This window comes from Amycolatopsis sp. WAC 01416, assembly GCF_003947485.1.
Taxonomy (GTDB): domain Bacteria; phylum Actinomycetota; class Actinomycetes; order Mycobacteriales; family Pseudonocardiaceae; genus Amycolatopsis.
Genome location: NZ_QHHX01000010.1, coordinates 202888 through 221264 on the forward strand (window position 1 = coordinate 202888; position 18377 = coordinate 221264).

Here is an 18377-nt window from a genome sequence, read left to right on the forward strand (position 1 = left end):
TCCGCCGGGTACCCCACGCGCTGGAGAGGCGGTGGTGGGCGTGAAGAAGCGCTGGACGCGTCTCGGAGTGTTCGGCCTGGTCGGGCTCCTGATCGTCGCCGCGGCACTGCAGATCGCCGGGGTGCTGCCGAAGCTCGACCCGTTCGGAACGTCCACTGTGGACCGCTCGCAGCCCGCGGTGCTCCAGGCCGTCCGTGACCTGAGCCAGTATCACGCGGCGGTCGGCGACTACCAGGTCGTCGTCGACATCGAGAAGGACGTCAAATGGGTGCCCGCGAGCATCGCCGGGGAGCGCACGCTGTTCGTCGCGGCGGGCTCTGTCGACGCGTACGTCGATTTCGGGCCACTGGTGGAGAATTCGCTGACCGTGTCCGAAGATCGGCGATCGGTCGCGGTGCGGCTGCCCGAGCCGAAACTGGCGAAACCCAATCTGGACCACGAACGCAGCTACGTCTTCGGCCAGGAGCGCGGCCTGATCGACCGGCTCGGCGGACTGGTTTCCGTGCAGGACCAGCGGCCGTTCCACCTCGCCGCGGAGAAACGCATCGGTGAGGCCGCGCAACACTCCGGCCTGCTCGAACGCGCCAAGGCCAACACGAAGGCGATGCTCACGCAGCTGCTGAGAGGGCTGGGGTTCCAAGTCAGCTTCCCGGAGGAACCGGCCACCTGACCTCGGGTTCCGCGTCCGTGCTGAGCTGGCCGCGCCGGTCTTGACCGGGAGCCCTCGTACTGGTGGGCTGACGAAATCGACCGGGAGGCGCGATGGAGACGAAGCCGAAGGACAGCCTGACCTACAGCGAACCGATCGCGACCGGCGAGGTCACGATCGACGTCGCCCCCGAGAAGGTGTACCGGCTCGTCAGCGACCCGGTCGCGATGGCCGAATGCGCCGAGGAACTGCACAAGGCGCGCTGGATCCACGGCGCGACCGAGGCGCGGGTCGGGAACTGGTTCACCGGCAGCAACCGCAATGGACTCCGGCGCTGGGTGACCCACGCCGAGATCACCGAGGCCGAGCCGGGGCGCCGGTTCGCCTATCGGGTGCGCACGCCGTTCTTCGTGCCGATTTCCCGCTGGGAGTACGACATCGTCCCCGTCGGCGAAGGCAGCCGCGTCACCGTGACGAACTGGTTGCGGGTGCCGCCGTGGTTCGTCCCGATCGCCATCCTCATCACCGGGGAACCGGATCGAGCCGGGACCAACCGGGCCAACATCGCCACCACGTTGCAGCGGGTGAAGGCCCGGCTCGAGGGCCGGGAGTGGCGCCACTAGCGAAGCTTTCGCTTGCTAGGCCACGGACTTCGGGATCGGGGCAACACCGGTCGAGTGAGCGTCGAGGAAATGGCGTTTCCCTTACCCGCTCTCGAAGCTCTGCATTCCCTGGCCCTCCAGTTTGCGCATCACCGGGCCGGACAGCAGACCGTGCACGAGGACCGACACCGCGATCGTGAGCGCCGTGACCCGCCAGAGCGAGTCGGCCATCGGGAAATCGCCGTGCCCCAGCGCGTAGGACAGGTAGTAGAGGCTGCCGATCCCGCGGATGCCGAAGAACGCGATCGCCGTCGCCGCCGGACGTGTGGTGGAGCCACCGAGCAAGGCCAGCGCGCCGAACAGCGGGCGCACGATCATCACCGCCGCGACGGCCACCAGGACTTCGACGAGTTTCACCCCGGAAAGGAGTCCGTCGCCCAGCGCCACGCCGAGTCCGAGCAAGGCCAGCGCGACGAAGAGTCGTTCCAGCTGATCGCCGAATTCGTGCAGCACCCCGTGGTACTCGTGCGACCGTTCGCTGGCGCGGATGGTCGCGGCAGTGGTGAACACCGCGACGAAGCCGATACCGCCCAACCATTCGCACAGCGCGAACGGAAGGAACGCGATGGCCAGCACTACCAGCCCGTCGGAGTATTCACCGAGGCGCAGCCGCTCGTGCCGCACCCGGAACATCAGCCAGGACATCAGCCGGCCGCAGACAAGCCCGACCAGTACGGCGACCGCGAGCGGGATGAGGACCTCGGTCAGCACCCATGGCACGGGTGACGTGCTCGCCGTTCCGGCCAGTACGAGGGCCAGCAACACGAACGGCATCGCCAGTCCGTCGTTGAGCCCGGCCTCCGAGGTCAGCGTGAACCTGATCTCGTTGTCCGAGCCCCGGCCGTCCTCGGTATGCGGCGCGGGCACCTGGACATCGCTCGCCAGCACGGGATCGGTCGGTGACAGCACGGCCCCCAGCAGCAGCGCGGCGGCGGGGGACAGGGCGAGCGCCCACCAGCCGAGCAAGGCGACCGCGCAGACCGACAGCGGCAGCGTGATCGCCAGCAGCCGCCACGTCGAATTCCAGGACCGCCAGCCGATCAACCGGTCGGATTTCAGTCCCGCGCCGACCAGCGACACGAGCACGCCGAGTTCGGTGATCACCTCGACGGCGCCCACATGCGACCGTGGGTCCAGCACTCCCTGGCCATAGGGGTACCCGAAGGGGAGCAGCCCGAAAAGCAGTCCGCCCACCAGCAGGACCAGCGGCATCGACAGCGGGCGTTCGTGCAACAGGTTCGGCAGCACCGCGGCGCACAGCGCCAGAACGCCCGCCCCGGCGAGGAGTATCTCCATTCGCGCGGAGTACCCGGCTTGGTCCTCCGGCAACCGGGGGCGGGTCAGCCGCCGACTTCGAGTCCTTTATGGATTGTCAGGCCGACACCGGCGGCCAGCCGGTACGGCCGGGTGTCCACAATGGCGCCGAGCAGCCGTCGCAGCCGGGAGACCTCGGCGCGGACGGTGACCAGATGTTCGGCGTCGCCGTAGAGCGCCCGGCTGAGCGCCTCGGCCGACAGCCCGGACGGGCCCGCCGTGTGCAGGTGCACGAGGATCTCCGCGTGCCGCGGCGTCACGGTGCGGACCCAGCCGACGTCACCCGAGGCCATCCGCAGCATCGGCGCGTGGCCGAGTTCGAGATCCAGCCGGACCCGGCGCGCGGTGTCGGCCGGGCGCACGAGCCAGCCTTCTGACAGCCGTTCGGGAAGGCAGGCTCCCAGCCCGGGAACGGCGAGGATCCGCCCTTCCGCGGGCGCGGCGATCCTCGCGCCGGAGGAGACCCCCGCGGAGTGGGCCACCCAGCCGTCGTCGTCCACCAGCAGTACCGGGCCGCCCACGCCGGTCACCACCGGTTCGGCGGTCCGGCGCAACCGGTCGAGCCCCTGCTGGTGGTGGCGCCAGAGCTCGGATTCGACCAGCCGCCGCCCGGTCTCCACCAGCGCGCCGATCGCCGGGTGCAGGGTCAGCGCGGGACCGCTGACGTCGATCACCCCGAGCAGTTCGCCGGTGCGCGGATCGTGTACCGGCGAGGCGGTGCAGTACCAAGGATGCTGGCCCTGTTCGAAGTGTTCGCCCGCGAGCAGTTCCACCGGCGCGGCCTCGGCGAGCGCGGTGCCGATCGCGTTGGTGCCGACCCTGGCCTCGGTCCAGTCGGCGCCTTCGGTGAAGCCCAGCGTGTCGGCCCGGCGCCGCACCGCGGGCGAGCCGACCCGCCAGAGGATGATGCCCTCGGCGTCGGTCACCACCAGCAGCATGTTCGCGGTGTCGGCCGTCGCGCCGACCACCTGCCCGAGGTCCTCGATCACCCACCGCAGCGGGGAGGCGCGGCGACGGCGGGCGACCTCGTCGAGCGGCACCGAATCGCGGGTGTTCACCCCGTCGGCGGCGAGCCCCAGGCTCAGCATCCGTGACCACGACCGCGAAACCAGCGGCCGCGGCCGGACCCGCGGACGGCCGCCGCCGATCACGGCTTCGTGCATGCGGATCAGGTCCCGGGCGTGCATCGGCAGGTCGACGCCGGGCGGGACCGAACTGTGCACGCCCACAGGCCACCTCCGCACCATCGCGTCGACTGACCAGCATAGGTCCGCCGGTCGAGGCGCGCCAAGGAGCCGGGCTGCAACACGCTGCAACCCTTGCCGCCGTAGCCGCCCGCGGCGTGTGATCGGGGTAACAGCCGAACGCCGACGTTCAGGAGTGGCCATGACACAGACGGTGGACCGGATCGAGGCGACGGGCTCGCCGCAGGCTCGGGTCGATGCCTGGCTGAGCCGGTTCGAATCGGCCCTCGCCGCCCGCGACGCCGAAGCCGCCGCCGCGCTCTTCGCCGTCGACAGCTACTGGCGCGACCTGGTCGCCTTCACGTGGACGATCAAGACGGTCGAAGGTCGCGACGAGGTGGCCGGCATGCTCGGCGCCTGTCTCGACCGGATCGAGCCGTCCGGGTTCCGCACCACCGAGACGCCGACCGAAGCCGACGGTGTCACCGAAGCGTGGCTGGAGTTCGAAACCGCGACGGGGCGCGTGAAAGGCCACTTGAGGCTGAAGGACGAAGGCGCCTGGACGCTGTTGACGAGCCTGCGGGAGCTCAAGGGTTTCGAGGAACCTCGCAACGATCAGCGGCCCAAGGGCGTCGAGCACGGCATCGTGCGCGGCCGGAAGTCGTGGGCCGAGAAACGCGAAGAGGAACGGACCCGGCTCGGCTACGAGCAGCAGCCGTACGTCGTCGTGATCGGCGGCGGGCAGGGCGGGATCGCGCTCGGCGCCAGGCTGCGGCAGCTCGACGTGCCGACGCTCGTCCTGGAACGCAACGAACGGCCCGGCGACTCGTGGCGCAAGCGGTACAAGAACCTCTGCCTGCACGACCCGGTCTGGTACGACCACCTGCCCTATCTGCCGTTCCCGGACAACTGGCCGGTGTTCGCGCCCAAGGACAAGATCGCCGACTGGCTCGAGATGTACACGCGGCTCATGGAGGTGCCGTATTGGACCAGCACCGAGGTGACCTCGGCTTCCTGGGACGAGGAACAGAAGCAGTGGCTGGTGACCGTCGTCCGTGAGGGCGAGGAACTGGTGCTCACGCCGCGGCACGTCGTTTTCGCGACCGGGATGTCCGGGAAACCGAACATCCCGTCGTTCCCCGGAATGGACGTCTTCGAAGGCGATCAGCACCATTCGTCCCAGCATCCCGGCCCGGACTCCTACGCCGGCAAGAAGGCGGTCGTGGTCGGCTCCAACAACTCCGCGCACGACATCTGCGCGGCACTGTGGGAACACGGCGCCGACGTCACCATGGTGCAACGGTCCTCGACCCATGTGGTGAAGTCGGATTCGCTGATGGAGCTGGGACTCGGCGACCTGTACTCGGAACGCGCGGTGCGATCGGGGATCACCACCGACAAGGCGGACATGATCTTCGCGTCGATCCCGTACCGGATCATGCCGCAGTTCCAGATCCCGGTGTACGACGCGATCCGTGAGCGGGACAAGGACTTCTACGCGCGGCTGGAAGCGGCCGGGTTCCAGCACGACTGGGGCGACGACGGATCCGGGCTGTTCCTGAAGTACCTGCGCCGCGGTTCCGGCTATTACATCGACGTCGGCGCGTCGGAACTGGTCGCCGACGGGAAGATCAAGCTGGCCCACGGCCAGGTCGACCGGCTGACCCGTGACGCGGTGGTGCTGTCCGACGGCACGGAACTGAAAGCGGACCTCGTCGTGTACGCCACCGGCTACGGCTCGATGAACGGCTGGGTCGCCGACCTGGTCGGCCAGGAGACCGCGGACCTCGTCGGCAAATGCTGGGGCCTCGGCTCCGCGACGACGAAGGACCCCGGCCCGTGGGAGGGCGAGCAGCGCAACATGTGGAAGCCCACCCGGAAGGAAGGCCTGTGGTTCCAGGGCGGGAACCTGCACCAGTCGCGGCACTACTCGCTTTATCTCGCACTGCAACTGAAAGCGCGCTATGAGGGCATCCAGACGCCGGTGTTCGGCCTGCAGGAGGTGCACCACAAGGCGTGAGGAACACGAAGCTTCAGTGCCGGGACCCCGGGCGGTCCCAGCATCGGAGGGCGCCGCCTCCGGACCCCGGGCGGTCGACGACGTCGGGCACCGTTCCCCAGACCCTGGGCGGTTCCCGGCGTCGTATCCGTGTTCAGCGGACCCGGGCCGCCTTCGCGTAACGCCGGGCCAGGACGGCGAAAGCCTCCCGCAGTTCGGGAGGCCCGACGACTTCGACGTCGGCGTCGAACCGGCCGATACTCGCCGCGAGCCCGGCCCACGACCACGACCCCAGCGCGAGACGACACCGATCCGGCCCGAGTTCTTCCACCGCGCCGTCTCGGACGTAGTGGGAGACAGTGGCCGCGGGAAGGTCGAGGATGACTTCGCCGCGGCACGGCCACTCGCCGGATTCCGAAGAGCCCCGGAACCGGCTCGCGACGAAGGTGGCGACGTCCGGGGCAGGCAGCTCACGCGGCGTGAACCGCGGGCCGGTCGGGGTGCGCGGGGAGATCCGGTCGGCGCGGAAGGTGCGCCAGTCCGCGCGATCGAGATCCCAGGCGACGAGATACCAGCGGCCGTGCCAGGTGACGAGATGATGCGGTTCCACCCGGCGCGGCGCGTCCGCGTAGTCGAACCGGAGGATCTCGCGGGCGTGCACCGCCGTGCCGAGCGCGAGCAGGACGTCGCCATCGACGCGGGGTTCCGGCCGGCTCGCGGGTGATTCGACGGCGGTGACCCGGAGCATGTCGATCCGGCGCCGCAACCGCGAGGGCAGCACCTGCCGGACGGTGTGCAGCGCCCGCATCGCCGCCTCCTCGATCCCCGCGCCGCTGGTGGTGGCGATCTGGAGCGCGACGGCCAGTGCGACCGCCTGGTCGTCGTCGAAGAGCAGCGGCGGCAGTTCGGATCCGGCGTCGAGCCGGTACCCGCCGTCGGGACCTTTGATCGTCGCGATGGGGTAGCCGAGCTCGCGGAGCCTGTCGACGTCGCGCCGCACGGTGCGCGGGCTGATGTCCAGCCGCTCGGCCAGCAGCGCTCCCGGCCAGTCGCGGCGGGCCTGCAGCAACGAGAGCATCGACAGGAGACGCGCGGAGGTCTTCGGCATGTTTTCCATGATGCCCCGAGTAGAGGCCACAACCTGTCCGCTACTCCTGCGAGAGTCGTCTTGTGCCAGAGAACGACAACCCGGAGGGCCTGATGACCACCACCATCCTCGACGCCGAACGCGCCGACCTGCTCGAAGCCCTCGACACCATCCGCGCCGCGCTGACCGCCACCGTCCAGGGGCTCACGGACGAGCAACTCGACGCGCATCCGACGGTCAGCGAACTGAGCCTCGGCGGCCTGATCAAGCACGTCGCCTCGATCGAGGAGATGTGGCTGCGGTTCGCGGTCGAGGGCCCGTCAGCGATCAACTACGACCTGCCGGAAGGCGTCACCTGGGCCGACATCGGCGCCGGGACCGCCCGTGAGTTCCCGCAGTGGGCCATCGACCACCAGAACAACTTCAGGATGCTGCCCGGCGACACCCTGGCAGGAATCCTCGCGCGCTACGAGCAGGTCGCCGCGCGGACGACGGAGATCGTCTCGACGATCCCCGACCTGTCCGCCACGCATCCGCTGCCGGAGGCGCCCTGGAACCCGCCGGGCGCGGTGCGCAGCGTGCGCCGGGTGCTGACGCACGTCATCGCCGAGACCGCCCAGCACGCCGGCCACGCCGACATCCTGCGCGAGAGCATCGACGGTCAGAAGTCGACCTGATCCCTTCGCGCACCTGTTGTGACTGGTGATGCTGCTGAGGCTCATGATGGCCTCCCGGGGTCCGTGAAGGACTCCTTGAGGGACTCTGGGTCTCTCAAGGAGTCCTTCACGGACCGGCCGCTACCCGGCTCACTCCAGCAGGTACCTAAACACCCTTGGCCAGAACGACCCCCGCCGTGAGGGTGATCCAGACAACAAATCGCCACTGAATTGCATTTAACTGCATCCTTTCGACGGTCCACCGACATTATCCGCAACAGATCGCCCTTATCGGCACATCGAAACGGCGCATATCGTCGTCGGTATGAAGGTCGCCGTCCATCAGGGCTCGTATGCCGAGCTGCCGTCCGTCGTCGCGGCGTCGGGCGCCGATCTCGTGATCGCCGCCGAGATGATCACCACCGGCTACCACATCGGCGCCCGCTCCCATGCGCTCGCCGAACCGGCCGACGGTCCGGCAGCGGCCCGGATGTCCGCGCTGGCGAAGGAAACCGGCGTCGCGCTGGCCTACGGATACCCCGAGTCCGACGGTGACCACGTCCACAACAGCGTCCAGCTGATCGGCCCCGGCGGACAGCGGCTGGCGAACTACCGCAAGACCCACTTGTTCGGCGACATCGACCGCGACCGGTTCGAGCCGGGCACCGAGGCGGTTGTGCAGGCCGAGCTCGGCGGTCTCCGGATCGGCCTGCTGATCTGCTACGACGTCGAGTTCCCCGAACTGGTGCGGGCGCACGCGCTGGCGGGGACCGAACTGCTCGTGGTGCCGACCGCGCTGATGAGCCCGTACGAACTGGTCGCCGACACGTTGGTGCCCGCCCGCGCCTACGAAAGCCAGCTGTTCGTCGCGTACGCGAACCGCTGCGACACCGAACAGGAACTGACCTACTGCGGCCGATCCTGCGTCGTCGGCCCGACCGGTGAGGTGCTCGCCCGCGCGGGCGCCGGTCCGGAGCTGATCAGTGCCGAAGTCACCCGTGACGCGCTCGTCGCGTCGCGCCTGGAGAACACCCACCTGGCCGATCGACGGCCCGATCTGTACCGAGGACTTTCCGCATGACCTCCGCTCTCCCGACCGCGATCCACCACGACGAATCCACGGGTCGCCCGATCACCATGTTCGGCCCCGATTTCCCGTTCGCCTACGACGATTTCCTCGCCAACCCCGCCGGGCTCGGCTCGCTCCCCGACGAGCGGCACGGCACCGAGGTGGCGGTGATCGGCGGTGGCCTCTCGGGCATCGTCACCGCGTATGAGCTGATGAAACTCGGTCTGCGCCCGGTCGTGTACGAGATCGCCGAGATCGGCGGCCGCCTGCGCACGGTGAACTTCCCCGGCTGCCCCGACGACGTCGTCGCGGAGATGGGCGCGATGCGGTTCCCGCCGGCGTCCACCGCGCTCTTCCACTACATCGACAAGGTCGGCCTGGAGACGACGCCGTTCCCGAACCCGCTCGCGCCGGGAACGCCGAGCACCGTCGTCGATCTCAAGGGGGAGAGCCACTACGCGCGGACCGCGGACGAACTGCCCGCCGTCTTCGGCAAGGTCGCCGCGGCCTGGGACAGCACGCTGTCCGAGCAGGCGGCGTTCACCGAGATGCAGAAGGCGATCCGCGAGCGCGACACGAAGACGATCAAGCGGCTGTGGAACGAACTCGTGCCGCGGCTGGACAACCAGACCTTCTACGGCTTCCTCTGTGATTCGCCGGCGTTCGCCTCGTTCCGCGACCGCGAGATCTTCGGGCAGGTCGGCTTCGGCACCGGTGGCTGGGACACCGACTTCCCGAACTCGATCCTGGAGATCCTGCGGGTGGTCTACACCGGCGCCGACGACGAGCACCGCAGCATCGTCGGCGGGAGCAGGCAGCTTCCGTTGCGGTTGTGGGAACACGCGCCCGAGGACATCGCTTTCTGGCCCACGGGAACGAGTTTGAGCTCACTGCACGGCGGAAGCCCGAACCCCGGCGTCGCCCGGCTGCACCGCACCGCGCCGAACAACATCACCGTGACCGACACCGAAGGCCACGTCCGCACCTACCCGGCGGCGGTGTTCACCGCGCAGAGCTGGATGCTGCTGTCGAAGATCGCCTGCGACGAGGCGCTGTTCCCGATCGACCACTGGACGGCGATCGAGCGCACGCACTACATGGAGTCCTCGAAGGTCTTCGTCCCGGTGGACCGGCCCTTCTGGCTGGACAAGGATCCGGCGACCGGCCGCGACACGATGAGTATGACGCTGACCGACCGCATGCCGCGCGGCACCTATCTGCTCGGTGACGACCCGGACGCGCCCGCGGTGATCTGCCTGTCCTACACGTGGGCCGACGATTCGCTGAAGTGGCTGCCGCTTTCGGTCTCCGAGCGGGTCGAGGTGATGTTGCAGTCGCTGAAGGAGATCTACCCGGGCGTCGACGTCCGGCGTCACATCATCGGCGACCCGGTGACCGTGTCCTGGGAGGCCGAACCGCATTTCATGGGCGCGTTCAAGGCCAACCTGCCCGGCCACTACCGCTACCAGCACCGGCTGTTCACCCACTTCAAACAGGACAGGCTGGAGGAGCGCCACCGCGGTCTCTTCCTGGCGGGCGACGACGTCTCGTGGACGGCCGGTTGGGCCGAAGGAGCCGTCCAGACGGCGCTCAACGCGGTGTGGGGCGTGCTCGACCACTTCGGCGGCGCGACGGATCCGGCGAACCCGGGTCCGGGCGACGTCTACGACGAGATCGCGCCCATCGAGCTGCCGGACTGAGCGCGGCGCTTCACCAGCCACGCCGTGCCGAGCGCCAGTGCCACGCCGAGTACCGCGCCGACGGTGTTCATCAGCCAGTCGTTGGTGTCGCAGGCGGGGACGAACGCCTGAAGCGTCTCGATCACCGCGGACAGCGCCGAGCCCGCCGCGAACATCGTCAGCGGCCGCTCCGCCGCCAGCGTGGCGAAGTACACCGGCGGCAGGAACAGGGCGACGTTGGCCAAGAGTTCCACCGCCCCGAGCGTGGGCAGCGAGAACTGGACGGTGCACAGGATCCCGTCGATCGTGTGTGCGGTGGGCATCAGCGTCAGCGCGAAGACCGGTACCAGGGACGCGCCGGTGAGGGCCCACAGGATCCGCCGCTTGCCCGCGAACAGGTGGCCTAGGACGGCGCAGACGAGCGCGACCAGTGCGATCGCCACCGGCACGAGCGCGGAGTGGTCGAGGAGGAAGTTCGTGATCATGGCGAGCCGATCGTACGAGCAGGCTCGCTCAGCCGGTGAACTCGACCTCCGCCGCGGGCACCACGCGCAGCCTGCCGCCCGGGTGGATCGCGGTGCACAGGAGCAGGTTGTGCCGGGCGATGACCTGTTCGGCGGTCAGGCCCGTGGTGGGGTCGCCGTCGGCGGACGGCGCGTGGCCGTCGCCGACCAGCACGACGTCGAGACCGTGGCTCTGCGCGGACCTGGCGGTCGCGTCGACGCAGTAGTCGGTGGCCAGCCCGGTCAGCACCACGGTGTCGACGCCCCGGTCGACGAGCAGCCCCGCCAGCCCCGTGCGGTAGAACGAGTCGGTCGCCGTCTTGTCGACCACCACGTCGATCGGCTCGAGATCGAGCAGCGCGCTGACCCGGGTGCCCGGTGACGCGGGATCGAAGTCGGTGCCGGGCGCGCCGACCTGCCGCAGGGCGATCACCGGAACGCCGTCCGCCCTGGCCCGGCGCGCCAGCGCGGCGATCCGGGCCGCCAGTTCCTCACCGCGCCACACCAGGGGGACGAGCATGTCCTGCATGTCGACGATCAGCAGCGCGGCCTTCATATCCGGCAGCTTAGGCCGTGTCCTAGGGCAGCGCGGCGGGTGATTCGGCCTCCGGGATGAGCAGGCGAGGAGTCCCCGAGCCGTCGGCGGACACGGCCCAGACGTCGGAATGTCCTTGGGTGCGGGGGAGGGCGTAGGCGACGGTGCGGTCGTCGAGCCAGGCGGGCTGGTCGTCGACGTTCCGCGTCTCGGCCAGCGGTGTCACGGTGCCGCTCGCGAGGTCGAGCACCGAGATCCGCCAGCCTTTGGCGGGATCGCCGTCGATGGCGGCCTTGTAGGCGATACGGGTCTCGTCGGGGGAGAGCGACGGGCATTCGACGTTGTCCCGCAGCGTCCTCACGGTCCTGGCCTGGGAGTCGCCCTCGACGAGGTACCGGTGGGAGCCGGTGGACATGGTCGCGTAGAACCGGTTCGGTTGCCTGGCGAAGGTGACGCCCCAGAAGTTGAAGTCGGCCGCCTTGTACGGCTTGCCGTCCACCGTGACTGCGAAGTCCTCGAGCGTGCCTTCGACGTTGTCGGTGGTGAGGTCGAGGGTGCCGGCGCGGGTGGAGAACCGGCCGCCGTTGTACGAGTCGCCCGTGACGAACACCGTCCACGCGAGACGCCGTCCGTCGGCCGAGACGCGCGCCCGGTTGGGCAGCCCGACCAGCGGGATCTCCTGCTTGACCGCGAGAGCGCTGTCGAGTACGGCCAGCTGGTAGGTCGTCAGCCCGGTTTCCGGGCGCAGGCAGATCCCGGTGCCGCCCGCCGCGTAAACCCGGCTGCACGAGACGGTGGACACCGCCCGGGTTCCGCCGGGATCGGCCGCGCTGACGCTGGACACGTGCCCGCGGTCGGCGTCGGCGGTGCTGCGGAACAGCAATCGCCCGCCTTCGAGGGTGACGGCGTCGCGGGTGCCCGCCGACGCGGTGTCCTGGTTGCGCGCGCCGGCCACCCCGACGTAGAGCACGGCGGCCGTGGCCAGTGTGAGTATTCCGGTGACGGCGATCAGGACGCGGGTGCGGGTGTTCACGGTCGTGCCTTCCTGCGGGGAGCCAAGAGAACAGCGTCTTTTACCGGCCGCGGGCGCGTCCACAGTGGACACGCCCGCGGGGTTCACCCGGTTACTGCCACACGCTCGTGATCGGCGGCTTGTTCGCCGCGTTGGCGATGCCCGGCAGGCCGAACGCCGCCTCCATCGTGCGGAGGATCGAGTAGTGGTTGATGGATTCGCTGTAGCTGCCCGGCTTCACGTGGGCGCCGACGAACGTGGTGAAGATCTGGTTCACCGACGTCCCGCTGTCTTCGTCGAAATTGACGATCAGCAGGCTGTTGTGCGTCTTGGCCCACTGCGCGTAGGCGTCGAGGTTGTTCTTCAGCCATTTGTCGCCGGTGTCGACCGGGCAGTCGTGCATGTCGCTGCACAGGTCCGGGGTCACGAAAGCGACGTGCGGCAGCTTGGTGAAGTCGCTCGGGAACGACGAGAACCTTTTGTTCGCCGACGCCGGGACATTGCTGAAGCTGACCCAGCTGTTGTGCTTGCGGGCGTATTTGCCCTTCGTGCACCCCGTGTAGCCGTCGGAGGGCATGCTTTCCGCGTAGCCGGTGAACTTCTTGCCGATCCCCGCCAGCTGGGAAGCGATGTTCTCCTTGTTCCCGAGATCCTGGCATTTGTTGCTGTCGACGCCGTGCGTCGAACCCGCGAACTGGGCGATGTAGTTCGGCTGGCTGGGATGGGTCGTCCCGTACGCCTTGGTGAACTTGGCGCCCTGCGAGGCGAGTTTGTTGAGATACGGAGCCTTGGAGCTGCCGCTGATCTCCTTGTAGTCCTTGTTCTCGAACATCACGAGGACGATGTGGTCGAAGGCGGGGACCGTCGCGGCGGCCGGCTCCGTCGCGGCGGCCGGAATGTCCTGATGGGACACCACCAGCCCCGTGGCCAAGCCGGTCGCGGCCACCGCCGCGACCGCGATCCGTTTCCAGAACATGCAGAAACCTCCTGGGAAAAGGTTGAAACTTTGACGACCGGCCATCGGGTTCAGCGACGCTCCGAAGGCGTCGACAGAGCTGAGACATCAGATGTCTCAGCTGCATTTAAACGGCAGGAAAGTCTTGGGCCCATCAAGATCGCCTGACTGGAGCAATCCGCGGGGGTAGAACGCCCCAAAACCGACATTACTTGGCACGAAACCATGTAAAGCACCTCTTCGCCTTGTGTTCGGGGCGGCGAACCGATGAACTTGTGGCAACTCGCTGATTCAGCCGGCTGGCAGTTGCGTCACCATTGCGCCGGTGTTGTGGTGTACTCATCCGACCATTGGTTAAGCTGTTCGGCGTGAAGCCCTTTTCGCCGAGACCGGCCGGATACACGATCGAAGAACTCTCGACGATCATCGGCATGTCGGCGCGCAATATCCGGGCCCATCAGACGAGAGGTCTGCTCGCCCCGCCGGTCCGGCACGGCAGGTCCGCCTACTACGGCCCGGCCCATCTGCGGCGGCTGCGGCGCATCACGATGCTGCAGAAACAGGGCTTCAACCTGGTGTCCATCGCCGCGATGCTCGGAACGACCACAGTGGACGGCGCCGAACGGCTGGAGGCCGCGATGGCCGACCTCGCCCGCGAACAGCCCGCCGTCGCCCGGTGCCTGGAACGGCACGGCGTGCTCGGCAAGGACGACGAGGGAGCGCCTGCCGTCGTGCGCCCGTCCGTTTCCCGCGCGGTGGCCGAGCTTGCCGGTGCCGGGATCCCGCCCGTCATGGCCCTGCGGTTCCTCGGCCAGTTCATGGACCGGGTGGCGCCGCTGGCCGGCGAGCAACTGGCCGCTCTGAAAGTCCAGACCGGGGGTGTCTCGGCGGCTCCGTGGTCCTGTTTCGCCGAGCTGCTGGTAAGCGCTTTCAGAACGACCGTGGAAAACGCCGCCGAAGTCACTTTCGCAGACGGGGAGCCAGGGACACGGCCGCCGAGGTAGCCGCAGCCGTCGCCACGTCGAGGCTCGTGCCTTCGGCGAAACCGGACAGGATGACCACGTAACCGAGGATTCCGGCGATCACCAGGAAGACGGCCAGGATCGTCACCGGAAGCCGTGGTCGCCGCTTCGCACCGGGTACCGCGATGGGCGTGGTTCGTTGGTCGAGCATGATGCAGATGTTCGGGAACGTTCATCGTGGCCCCGTCTTGTTCATGTCATGACTCTGTAACGGGAGGAAGGCGGGTCAGGAGCGCCGCACGATGATCTGGTCGACCAGGGTGCCGTCGGCGCTGATCGCGCGAACGTCCATTTTGGGCGGTGTGGTGCCCGTGCCCGCGATGACGTCGACCGTGACCAGGCTGTAGTCGCGGAACCGGACACGGGACCAGGTGACCTTCTTGGTGCGGTCCTGGCCGTCCTGTTCCGAGTACTTCATCGGGACGGGGGAGTCGTTGCCGGTCTCTTGGCCGAGGTAGGTGTCGGGGGCGGGGAACTCGGAGACGCTGCCGCCACCGCCGCCCGCGGTGATGTAGGTCGTCCCGTCCTTGACCGGGTCGGTGGTCCCTCGCGACGGCACCTTCTTGACGGCCTTGCCCGCCGGCTGCACGGAACCGTGCAAGAGACTTCGAGCATAGGGGACTTAGCGCCGAACTCGCGTGATCAGAGCCGTAACTCGCGTGATTGGGGACGTAACTCGTGAGATGCGCCTTCAATCACGCTAGTTACGTCTCTGATCACGCGAGTCACGACTTTCGGGCCCGCGGCCGGCGGTCAGACCAGTTCGGACGAGACGACCGAGGACAGTCCGCGCAGCCGGTCCAGCAGGGGCTCGACCTCACCGGCGTCGATCAGGACGGCGCAGGTCATGGTGCTTTCGCGGACCCCGTCGCGCACGTCGACCGACAGGTCGTGGACGAGGCAGCCGAGCGCGTCGACCAGGCCGGGAATCTGGTCGACGCCGCCGACGAAGTAGGTCGCGATCCGGCGTCGGACCAGCATGGACGAGCGCGGGGCGGGGATCTGAAACGAAACAGCGGACATCGCGGGCTCCAAGGGCGGGAAACGTACAGGCCATGGAGGGCCAGGTCCCGGGAAATGCCCCGTGTCGAGGGGTCGCCGGACTGCGCGCCGGCGACCTGGTTCAGCCGGCGCGCTTGACTACGAGTCGAGTCCAGCGGCGCACGGCGACAGGCTAACACGACCTACCGGCGAGTCACGAGAGCCGTAGCCGGGAGCCCTGCTCGCGGACGTGCGCGGCGGAGCCGCAGTCGAGGTCGAGCTGCCGCTGCCGTTCGGCCACGAACGCGCGGCCGAGCCCGGTACGGTCCGAAGTGGACAGTGTGCGCCGGAGTTCGTTCAGCAGCCCGCGTTCCTCCGCGCGGATATGCGCGTCCACCGAATTCTCCAGTGCCGCCAGCGCTTTCTCGGAGTCGCCGGCCTCCAGCACGGCCAGCAGTTCGGCGCCGAGCCCGCTCTCTGTCGCATCGGGACGGACGATCCGTTCGGTCGCGGTCGCATGGGCGACCAGCGCCGCCGAAAGTTCCGCGATCAGCGCCCGACGATCGGCCTCGTCGTTGCGGAGGTCCCGGAACAGCTGTTCGATCCGGCGGTGGTCGGCCAGGACGACCTCGACCAGGTCGGAGCCGGGGGGAGCGGCCGTCGGGCCCGGGCGCATCCAGCCGAAGGTCAGCTCCACGGCCTGGCGCCAGTGCGAGTATTCGCTGTCGCGGCGGGCCGGGTCCATCGTCGGCAGCCACTGTCCGGCGCGGTGCCAGTTCCGGCGCAGGCCCTCCAGGTCCGGCCAGTAGCCGACCGACAATCCGGCCGCGTACGCCGCGCCCAGTGACACCGTCTCGGCGACCATCGGGCGCACCACCGGCACGTCGAGGACGTCGGCGACGAACTGCATCAGCAGGTTGTCCGCGGTCATCCCACCGTCCACTTTGAGCGTCGACAGCGCGAGCCCCGAATCGGCGTTCATCGCGTCGACGACCTCGCGGGTCTGCCAGCCCGTCGCTTCCAGGACGGCCCTGGCGAGGTGTCCCTTGGTGATGTACGACGTCAGTCCGGCGATCACGCCGCGTGCCTCGCTGTGCCAGTGCGGCGCGAACAGGCCCGAGAAGGCGGGCACTATGTAGCAGCCGCCGTTGTCTTCGACCGTCCGCGCGAGCGTCTCGATCTCGGGCGCGCTGCCGATCAGTTCGAGCCCGTCGCGGAACCACTGCACCAGCGATCCGGTGACGGCGATCGACCCTTCGAGGGCGTACACGGCGGGCTCGTCGCCGATCTTGAACCCGACGGTGGTCAGCATGCCGTGGGTCGAGAGCACGGGCGTCGGGCCGGTGTTGAGCAGCAGGAAGCTGCCCGTGCCGTACGTGCACTTCGCCTCGCCGGGCGCGAAGCAGGTCTGGCCGAACAACGCCGCCTGCTGGTCGCCGAGTGCCGCCGCGATCCGGATCCCCGGCACCACCCGTGACGTCGTCCCGTACACCTCGGTCGACGGCCGGATCCGCGGCAGCATCGCGCGGGGGACGTCGAAGAACTCCAGCAGTTCGTCGTCCCAGGACAGCGTCCGCAGGTTCATCAGCATGGTGCGCGAGGCGTTGGTGACGTCGGTGATGTGGACGCCGCCATCGGGACCGCCGGTCAGGTTCCAGATCAGCCAGCTCTCCACCGTCCCGAACAGCACGTCGCCGCGCTCGGCGCGTTCCCGCAGGCCGGGAGTCCTTTCCAGCATCCACCGGATACGCGGTGCGGAGAAGTACGTTGCCAGCGGCAACCCGCACAGCCGCCGGACGCGGTCGGCGCCCGGCTCGCGGGCGAGGTGTTCGAGCATCGCGTCGGTGCGGGTGTCCTGCCAGACGATCGCGCGCCCGACCGGATTGCCGGTGTGCCGATCCCACAGCACCGTCGTCTCGCGCTGGTTGGCGATGCCGAGGCCGACCACCTGTGCCGGTTCGGCACCGGCGTCGGCCAGCGCCTGCGGCACGATCCGGCCGACGTTGCGCCAGATCTCGGTCGCGTCGTGCTCGACCCAGCCGGGCCGGGGGAAGTGCTGCTGGTGTTCGCGCTGCGCGACCGAGACCAGCCTGCCGCGCGCGTCGAACAGGATGCACCGCGTCGAGGTGGTGCCCTGGTCGATCGACATCACGTAGCGCTGGACCACGCGAGCACCTCCATCACCATCGGGACGCGCCGAGATCACGGGAGACCGCCCGTGCCGCGTCGCGTACGTGGCCGAGCAGCCGCGGGATCGGGCTGCCGTCGGCTTCACAGATCCGTTCCGTCGCGCCGGACACCCCGATCGCGCCGACCACGATGCCGCCGTGGCCGCGGATCGGCGCCGCTATCCCGGCCTCGCCGGTGATCATCTCGCCGTTCTCACTCGCCCAGCCCGCCTCGCGCACCTTGCCACAGGCGCGTTTGATCGCCGTCTGGGTGACCAGGGTCCGGCGGGTGTAGGCCTCCGGTCCGCCGCTGCGCAACGATGCCACGAGACCGGTGTCGTAGGCCAGAAGTACTTTTCCGAGCGCCGTCGCGTGCAACGGCAGAAGCGTGCCGATGTCCAGGGTTTGCAGGCTGTCGTCGGGCCGGAACACGTGGTGCACCACCAGGACCCGGCCTTCCAGCGGCGCGCCGATCCGGACGGCTTCACCGCTGCGCGCGGCCAGCGCGTCGGCCCAGTTGATCGCACGTGACCTGAGTTCGTTGACGTCGAGGTAGCTCGTGCCGAGGTGCAGCAGCGCCGCGCCGAGTTGGTATTTCCCGGTGTCGCGGTCCTGTTCGACAAAGCCGACCCCTTGCAGGGTGCGCAGGATCCCGTGCGCCGTTCCCTTGGCGAGTTCGAGGGAATCGGCGATCTCGCCGACCCCCAGACGCCCCGAACCGCGCGCCAGCAACCGCAGGATCGCGGCGGCGCGCTCGATGGACTGGATCGGACCGGGCACGGCTCAACCGTAGCCCGACCGGCCCTGATTCGACAATGTCGAACATCGTCTTCGCGCGTTCGACAATGCCGACCGGTGTCCGTTGACCCCGCGTTTCCGCGAACTTAACTTCGGCCTCAACA

The 18377-nt window shown here is 68.8% G+C and carries 19 protein-coding genes; 7 read left to right on the forward strand and 12 right to left on the reverse strand.

The genetic code is table 11. The features are described from left to right. Nucleotides 1-34: 34 nt before the first annotated feature. Together DL990_RS31965 and DL990_RS31970 are read left to right on the forward strand one after the other, a co-directional pair. Nucleotides 35-670, forward strand: coding sequence for a DUF4230 domain-containing protein (locus DL990_RS31965; RefSeq protein WP_125787190.1), 636 nt, complete (start codon nt 35-37; stop codon nt 668-670). Between the two features lie 92 nt (nt 671-762). Further along, the gene (locus DL990_RS31970; protein ID WP_125787008.1) at nt 763-1272 is read left to right on the forward strand and encodes an SRPBCC family protein; all 510 of its coding nucleotides are present in this window, start codon (nt 763-765) and stop codon (nt 1270-1272) included. 81 nt (nt 1273-1353) lie between these two features. Here DL990_RS31970 and DL990_RS31975 read toward each other — a convergent pair whose 3' ends face one another. Both DL990_RS31975 and DL990_RS31980 read right to left on the reverse strand, forming a co-directional pair. Further along, a complete protein-coding gene (locus DL990_RS31975; RefSeq protein ID WP_233620633.1) occupies nt 1354-2607 on the reverse strand; it encodes a sodium:proton antiporter in 1254 nt (417 codons plus the stop codon). Between the two features lie 44 nt (nt 2608-2651). Then, the gene (locus tag DL990_RS31980) at nt 2652-3854 is read right to left on the reverse strand and encodes a helix-turn-helix domain-containing protein (RefSeq protein ID WP_125787010.1); all 1203 of its coding nucleotides are present in this window, start codon (nt 3852-3854) and stop codon (nt 2652-2654) included. Between the two features lie 157 nt (nt 3855-4011). Here DL990_RS31980 and DL990_RS31985 point away from each other — a divergent pair, with 157 nt between their 5' ends. Continuing rightward, nucleotides 4012-5829: an NAD(P)/FAD-dependent oxidoreductase gene (locus tag DL990_RS31985; protein ID WP_125800908.1), complete on the forward strand. Its 1818-nt coding sequence runs from the start codon at nt 4012-4014 to the stop codon at nt 5827-5829. 133 nt (nt 5830-5962) lie between these two features. Here DL990_RS31985 and DL990_RS31990 read toward each other — a convergent pair whose 3' ends face one another. Next, on the reverse strand, nt 5963-6916 hold the full coding sequence (locus DL990_RS31990; RefSeq protein WP_125800909.1) for a YafY family protein: 954 nt from the start codon (nt 6914-6916) through the stop codon (nt 5963-5965). A 92-nt stretch (nt 6917-7008) separates the two neighbouring features. Between DL990_RS31990 and DL990_RS31995 the strand changes: the two genes are divergently transcribed. The 3 genes from DL990_RS31995 to DL990_RS32005 all read left to right on the forward strand — a co-directional run bounded on the left by DL990_RS31995 (nt 7009) and on the right by DL990_RS32005 (nt 10320). Beyond that, the gene (locus DL990_RS31995) at nt 7009-7572 is read left to right on the forward strand and encodes a DinB family protein (RefSeq protein WP_125787013.1); all 564 of its coding nucleotides are present in this window, start codon (nt 7009-7011) and stop codon (nt 7570-7572) included. A gap of 304 nt (nt 7573-7876) precedes the next feature. Beyond that, on the forward strand, nt 7877-8632 hold the full coding sequence (locus tag DL990_RS32000) for a carbon-nitrogen hydrolase family protein (protein WP_125800910.1): 756 nt from the start codon (nt 7877-7879) through the stop codon (nt 8630-8632). Further along, nucleotides 8629-10320, forward strand: a complete 1692-nt coding sequence (locus tag DL990_RS32005; RefSeq protein WP_125800911.1) for an NAD(P)/FAD-dependent oxidoreductase — start codon at nt 8629-8631, stop codon at nt 10318-10320. Before DL990_RS32000 ends, DL990_RS32005 begins: the two co-directional genes overlap by 4 nt. Here DL990_RS32005 and DL990_RS32010 read toward each other — a convergent pair. The 4 genes from DL990_RS32010 to DL990_RS32025 all read right to left on the reverse strand — a co-directional run bounded on the left by DL990_RS32010 (nt 10284) and on the right by DL990_RS32025 (nt 13325). Continuing rightward, nucleotides 10284-10784, reverse strand: a complete 501-nt coding sequence (locus tag DL990_RS32010; RefSeq protein WP_125800912.1) for a VanZ family protein — start codon at nt 10782-10784, stop codon at nt 10284-10286. The two genes, DL990_RS32005 and DL990_RS32010, sit on opposite strands and share 37 nt — an antisense overlap. Before the next feature lie 28 nt (nt 10785-10812). Further along, nucleotides 10813-11358, reverse strand: coding sequence for a cysteine hydrolase family protein (locus DL990_RS32015; protein ID WP_125787017.1), 546 nt, complete (start codon nt 11356-11358; stop codon nt 10813-10815). 22 nt (nt 11359-11380) lie between these two features. After that, nucleotides 11381-12370 carry a hypothetical protein gene (locus DL990_RS32020; protein WP_125800913.1) on the reverse strand — a complete coding sequence of 330 codons (990 nt, stop codon included), beginning with the start codon at nt 12368-12370 and terminating at the stop codon, nt 11381-11383. A gap of 91 nt (nt 12371-12461) precedes the next feature. Next, a complete protein-coding gene (locus DL990_RS32025; RefSeq protein WP_125800914.1) occupies nt 12462-13325 on the reverse strand; it encodes an alkaline phosphatase family protein in 864 nt (287 codons plus the stop codon). Nucleotides 13326-13672: 347 nt separating this feature from the next. Here DL990_RS32025 and DL990_RS32030 point away from each other — a divergent pair, with 347 nt between their 5' ends. Further along, nucleotides 13673-14308 (forward strand): MerR family transcriptional regulator, encoded by a 636-nt coding sequence (locus DL990_RS32030; RefSeq protein ID WP_125800915.1) that lies wholly within the window; start codon nt 13673-13675, stop codon nt 14306-14308. On the opposite strand, the gene DL990_RS32035 is transcribed toward DL990_RS32030, so the two are convergent. The 5 genes from DL990_RS32035 to DL990_RS32055 all read right to left on the reverse strand — a co-directional run bounded on the left by DL990_RS32035 (nt 14265) and on the right by DL990_RS32055 (nt 18255). Beyond that, nucleotides 14265-14477, reverse strand: a complete 213-nt coding sequence (locus tag DL990_RS32035; protein WP_125800916.1) for a hypothetical protein — start codon at nt 14475-14477, stop codon at nt 14265-14267. The genes DL990_RS32030 and DL990_RS32035 overlap by 44 nt on opposite strands. Before the next feature lie 75 nt (nt 14478-14552). Continuing rightward, complete coding sequence (locus DL990_RS32040) at nt 14553-14927, reverse strand: hypothetical protein (protein ID WP_233620634.1); 375 nt, start codon at nt 14925-14927, stop codon at nt 14553-14555. 152 nt (nt 14928-15079) lie between these two features. Then, nucleotides 15080-15349, reverse strand: coding sequence for a hypothetical protein (locus DL990_RS32045; protein ID WP_125787022.1), 270 nt, complete (start codon nt 15347-15349; stop codon nt 15080-15082). A 172-nt stretch (nt 15350-15521) separates the two neighbouring features. Beyond that, nucleotides 15522-17474, reverse strand: a complete 1953-nt coding sequence (glpK, locus tag DL990_RS32050; protein ID WP_125787023.1) for a glycerol kinase GlpK — start codon at nt 17472-17474, stop codon at nt 15522-15524. Nucleotides 17475-17487: 13 nt separating this feature from the next. Then, complete coding sequence (locus DL990_RS32055) at nt 17488-18255, reverse strand: IclR family transcriptional regulator (protein ID WP_125787024.1); 768 nt, start codon at nt 18253-18255, stop codon at nt 17488-17490. Nucleotides 18256-18377: the final 122 nt, after the last annotated feature.

Excerpts from the sequence above, each read along its gene's own strand:
- DL990_RS32005 (WP_125800911.1), top strand. The coding sequence starts at position 8,629 with ATGACCTCCGCTCTCCCGACCGCGATCCACCACGACGAATCCACGGGT.
- DL990_RS32045 (WP_125787022.1), bottom strand. The coding sequence starts at position 15,349 with ATGTCCGCTGTTTCGTTTCAGATCCCCGCCCCGCGCTCGTCCATGCTG.
- DL990_RS32035 (WP_125800916.1), bottom strand. The coding sequence starts at position 14,477 with ATGCTCGACCAACGAACCACGCCCATCGCGGTACCCGGTGCGAAGCGG.
- DL990_RS32010 (WP_125800912.1), bottom strand. The coding sequence starts at position 10,784 with ATGATCACGAACTTCCTCCTCGACCACTCCGCGCTCGTGCCGGTGGCG.
- DL990_RS31970 (WP_125787008.1), top strand. The coding sequence starts at position 763 with ATGGAGACGAAGCCGAAGGACAGCCTGACCTACAGCGAACCGATCGCG.
- DL990_RS31985 (WP_125800908.1), top strand. The coding sequence starts at position 4,012 with ATGACACAGACGGTGGACCGGATCGAGGCGACGGGCTCGCCGCAGGCT.
- DL990_RS31990 (WP_125800909.1), bottom strand. The coding sequence starts at position 6,916 with ATGCCGAAGACCTCCGCGCGTCTCCTGTCGATGCTCTCGTTGCTGCAG.
- DL990_RS32000 (WP_125800910.1), top strand. The coding sequence starts at position 7,877 with ATGAAGGTCGCCGTCCATCAGGGCTCGTATGCCGAGCTGCCGTCCGTC.
- DL990_RS32015 (WP_125787017.1), bottom strand. The coding sequence starts at position 11,358 with ATGAAGGCCGCGCTGCTGATCGTCGACATGCAGGACATGCTCGTCCCC.
- DL990_RS31995 (WP_125787013.1), top strand. The coding sequence starts at position 7,009 with ATGACCACCACCATCCTCGACGCCGAACGCGCCGACCTGCTCGAAGCC.
- DL990_RS32025 (WP_125800914.1), bottom strand. The coding sequence starts at position 13,325 with ATGTTCTGGAAACGGATCGCGGTCGCGGCGGTGGCCGCGACCGGCTTG.
- DL990_RS31975 (WP_233620633.1), bottom strand. The coding sequence starts at position 2,607 with ATGGAGATACTCCTCGCCGGGGCGGGCGTTCTGGCGCTGTGCGCCGCG.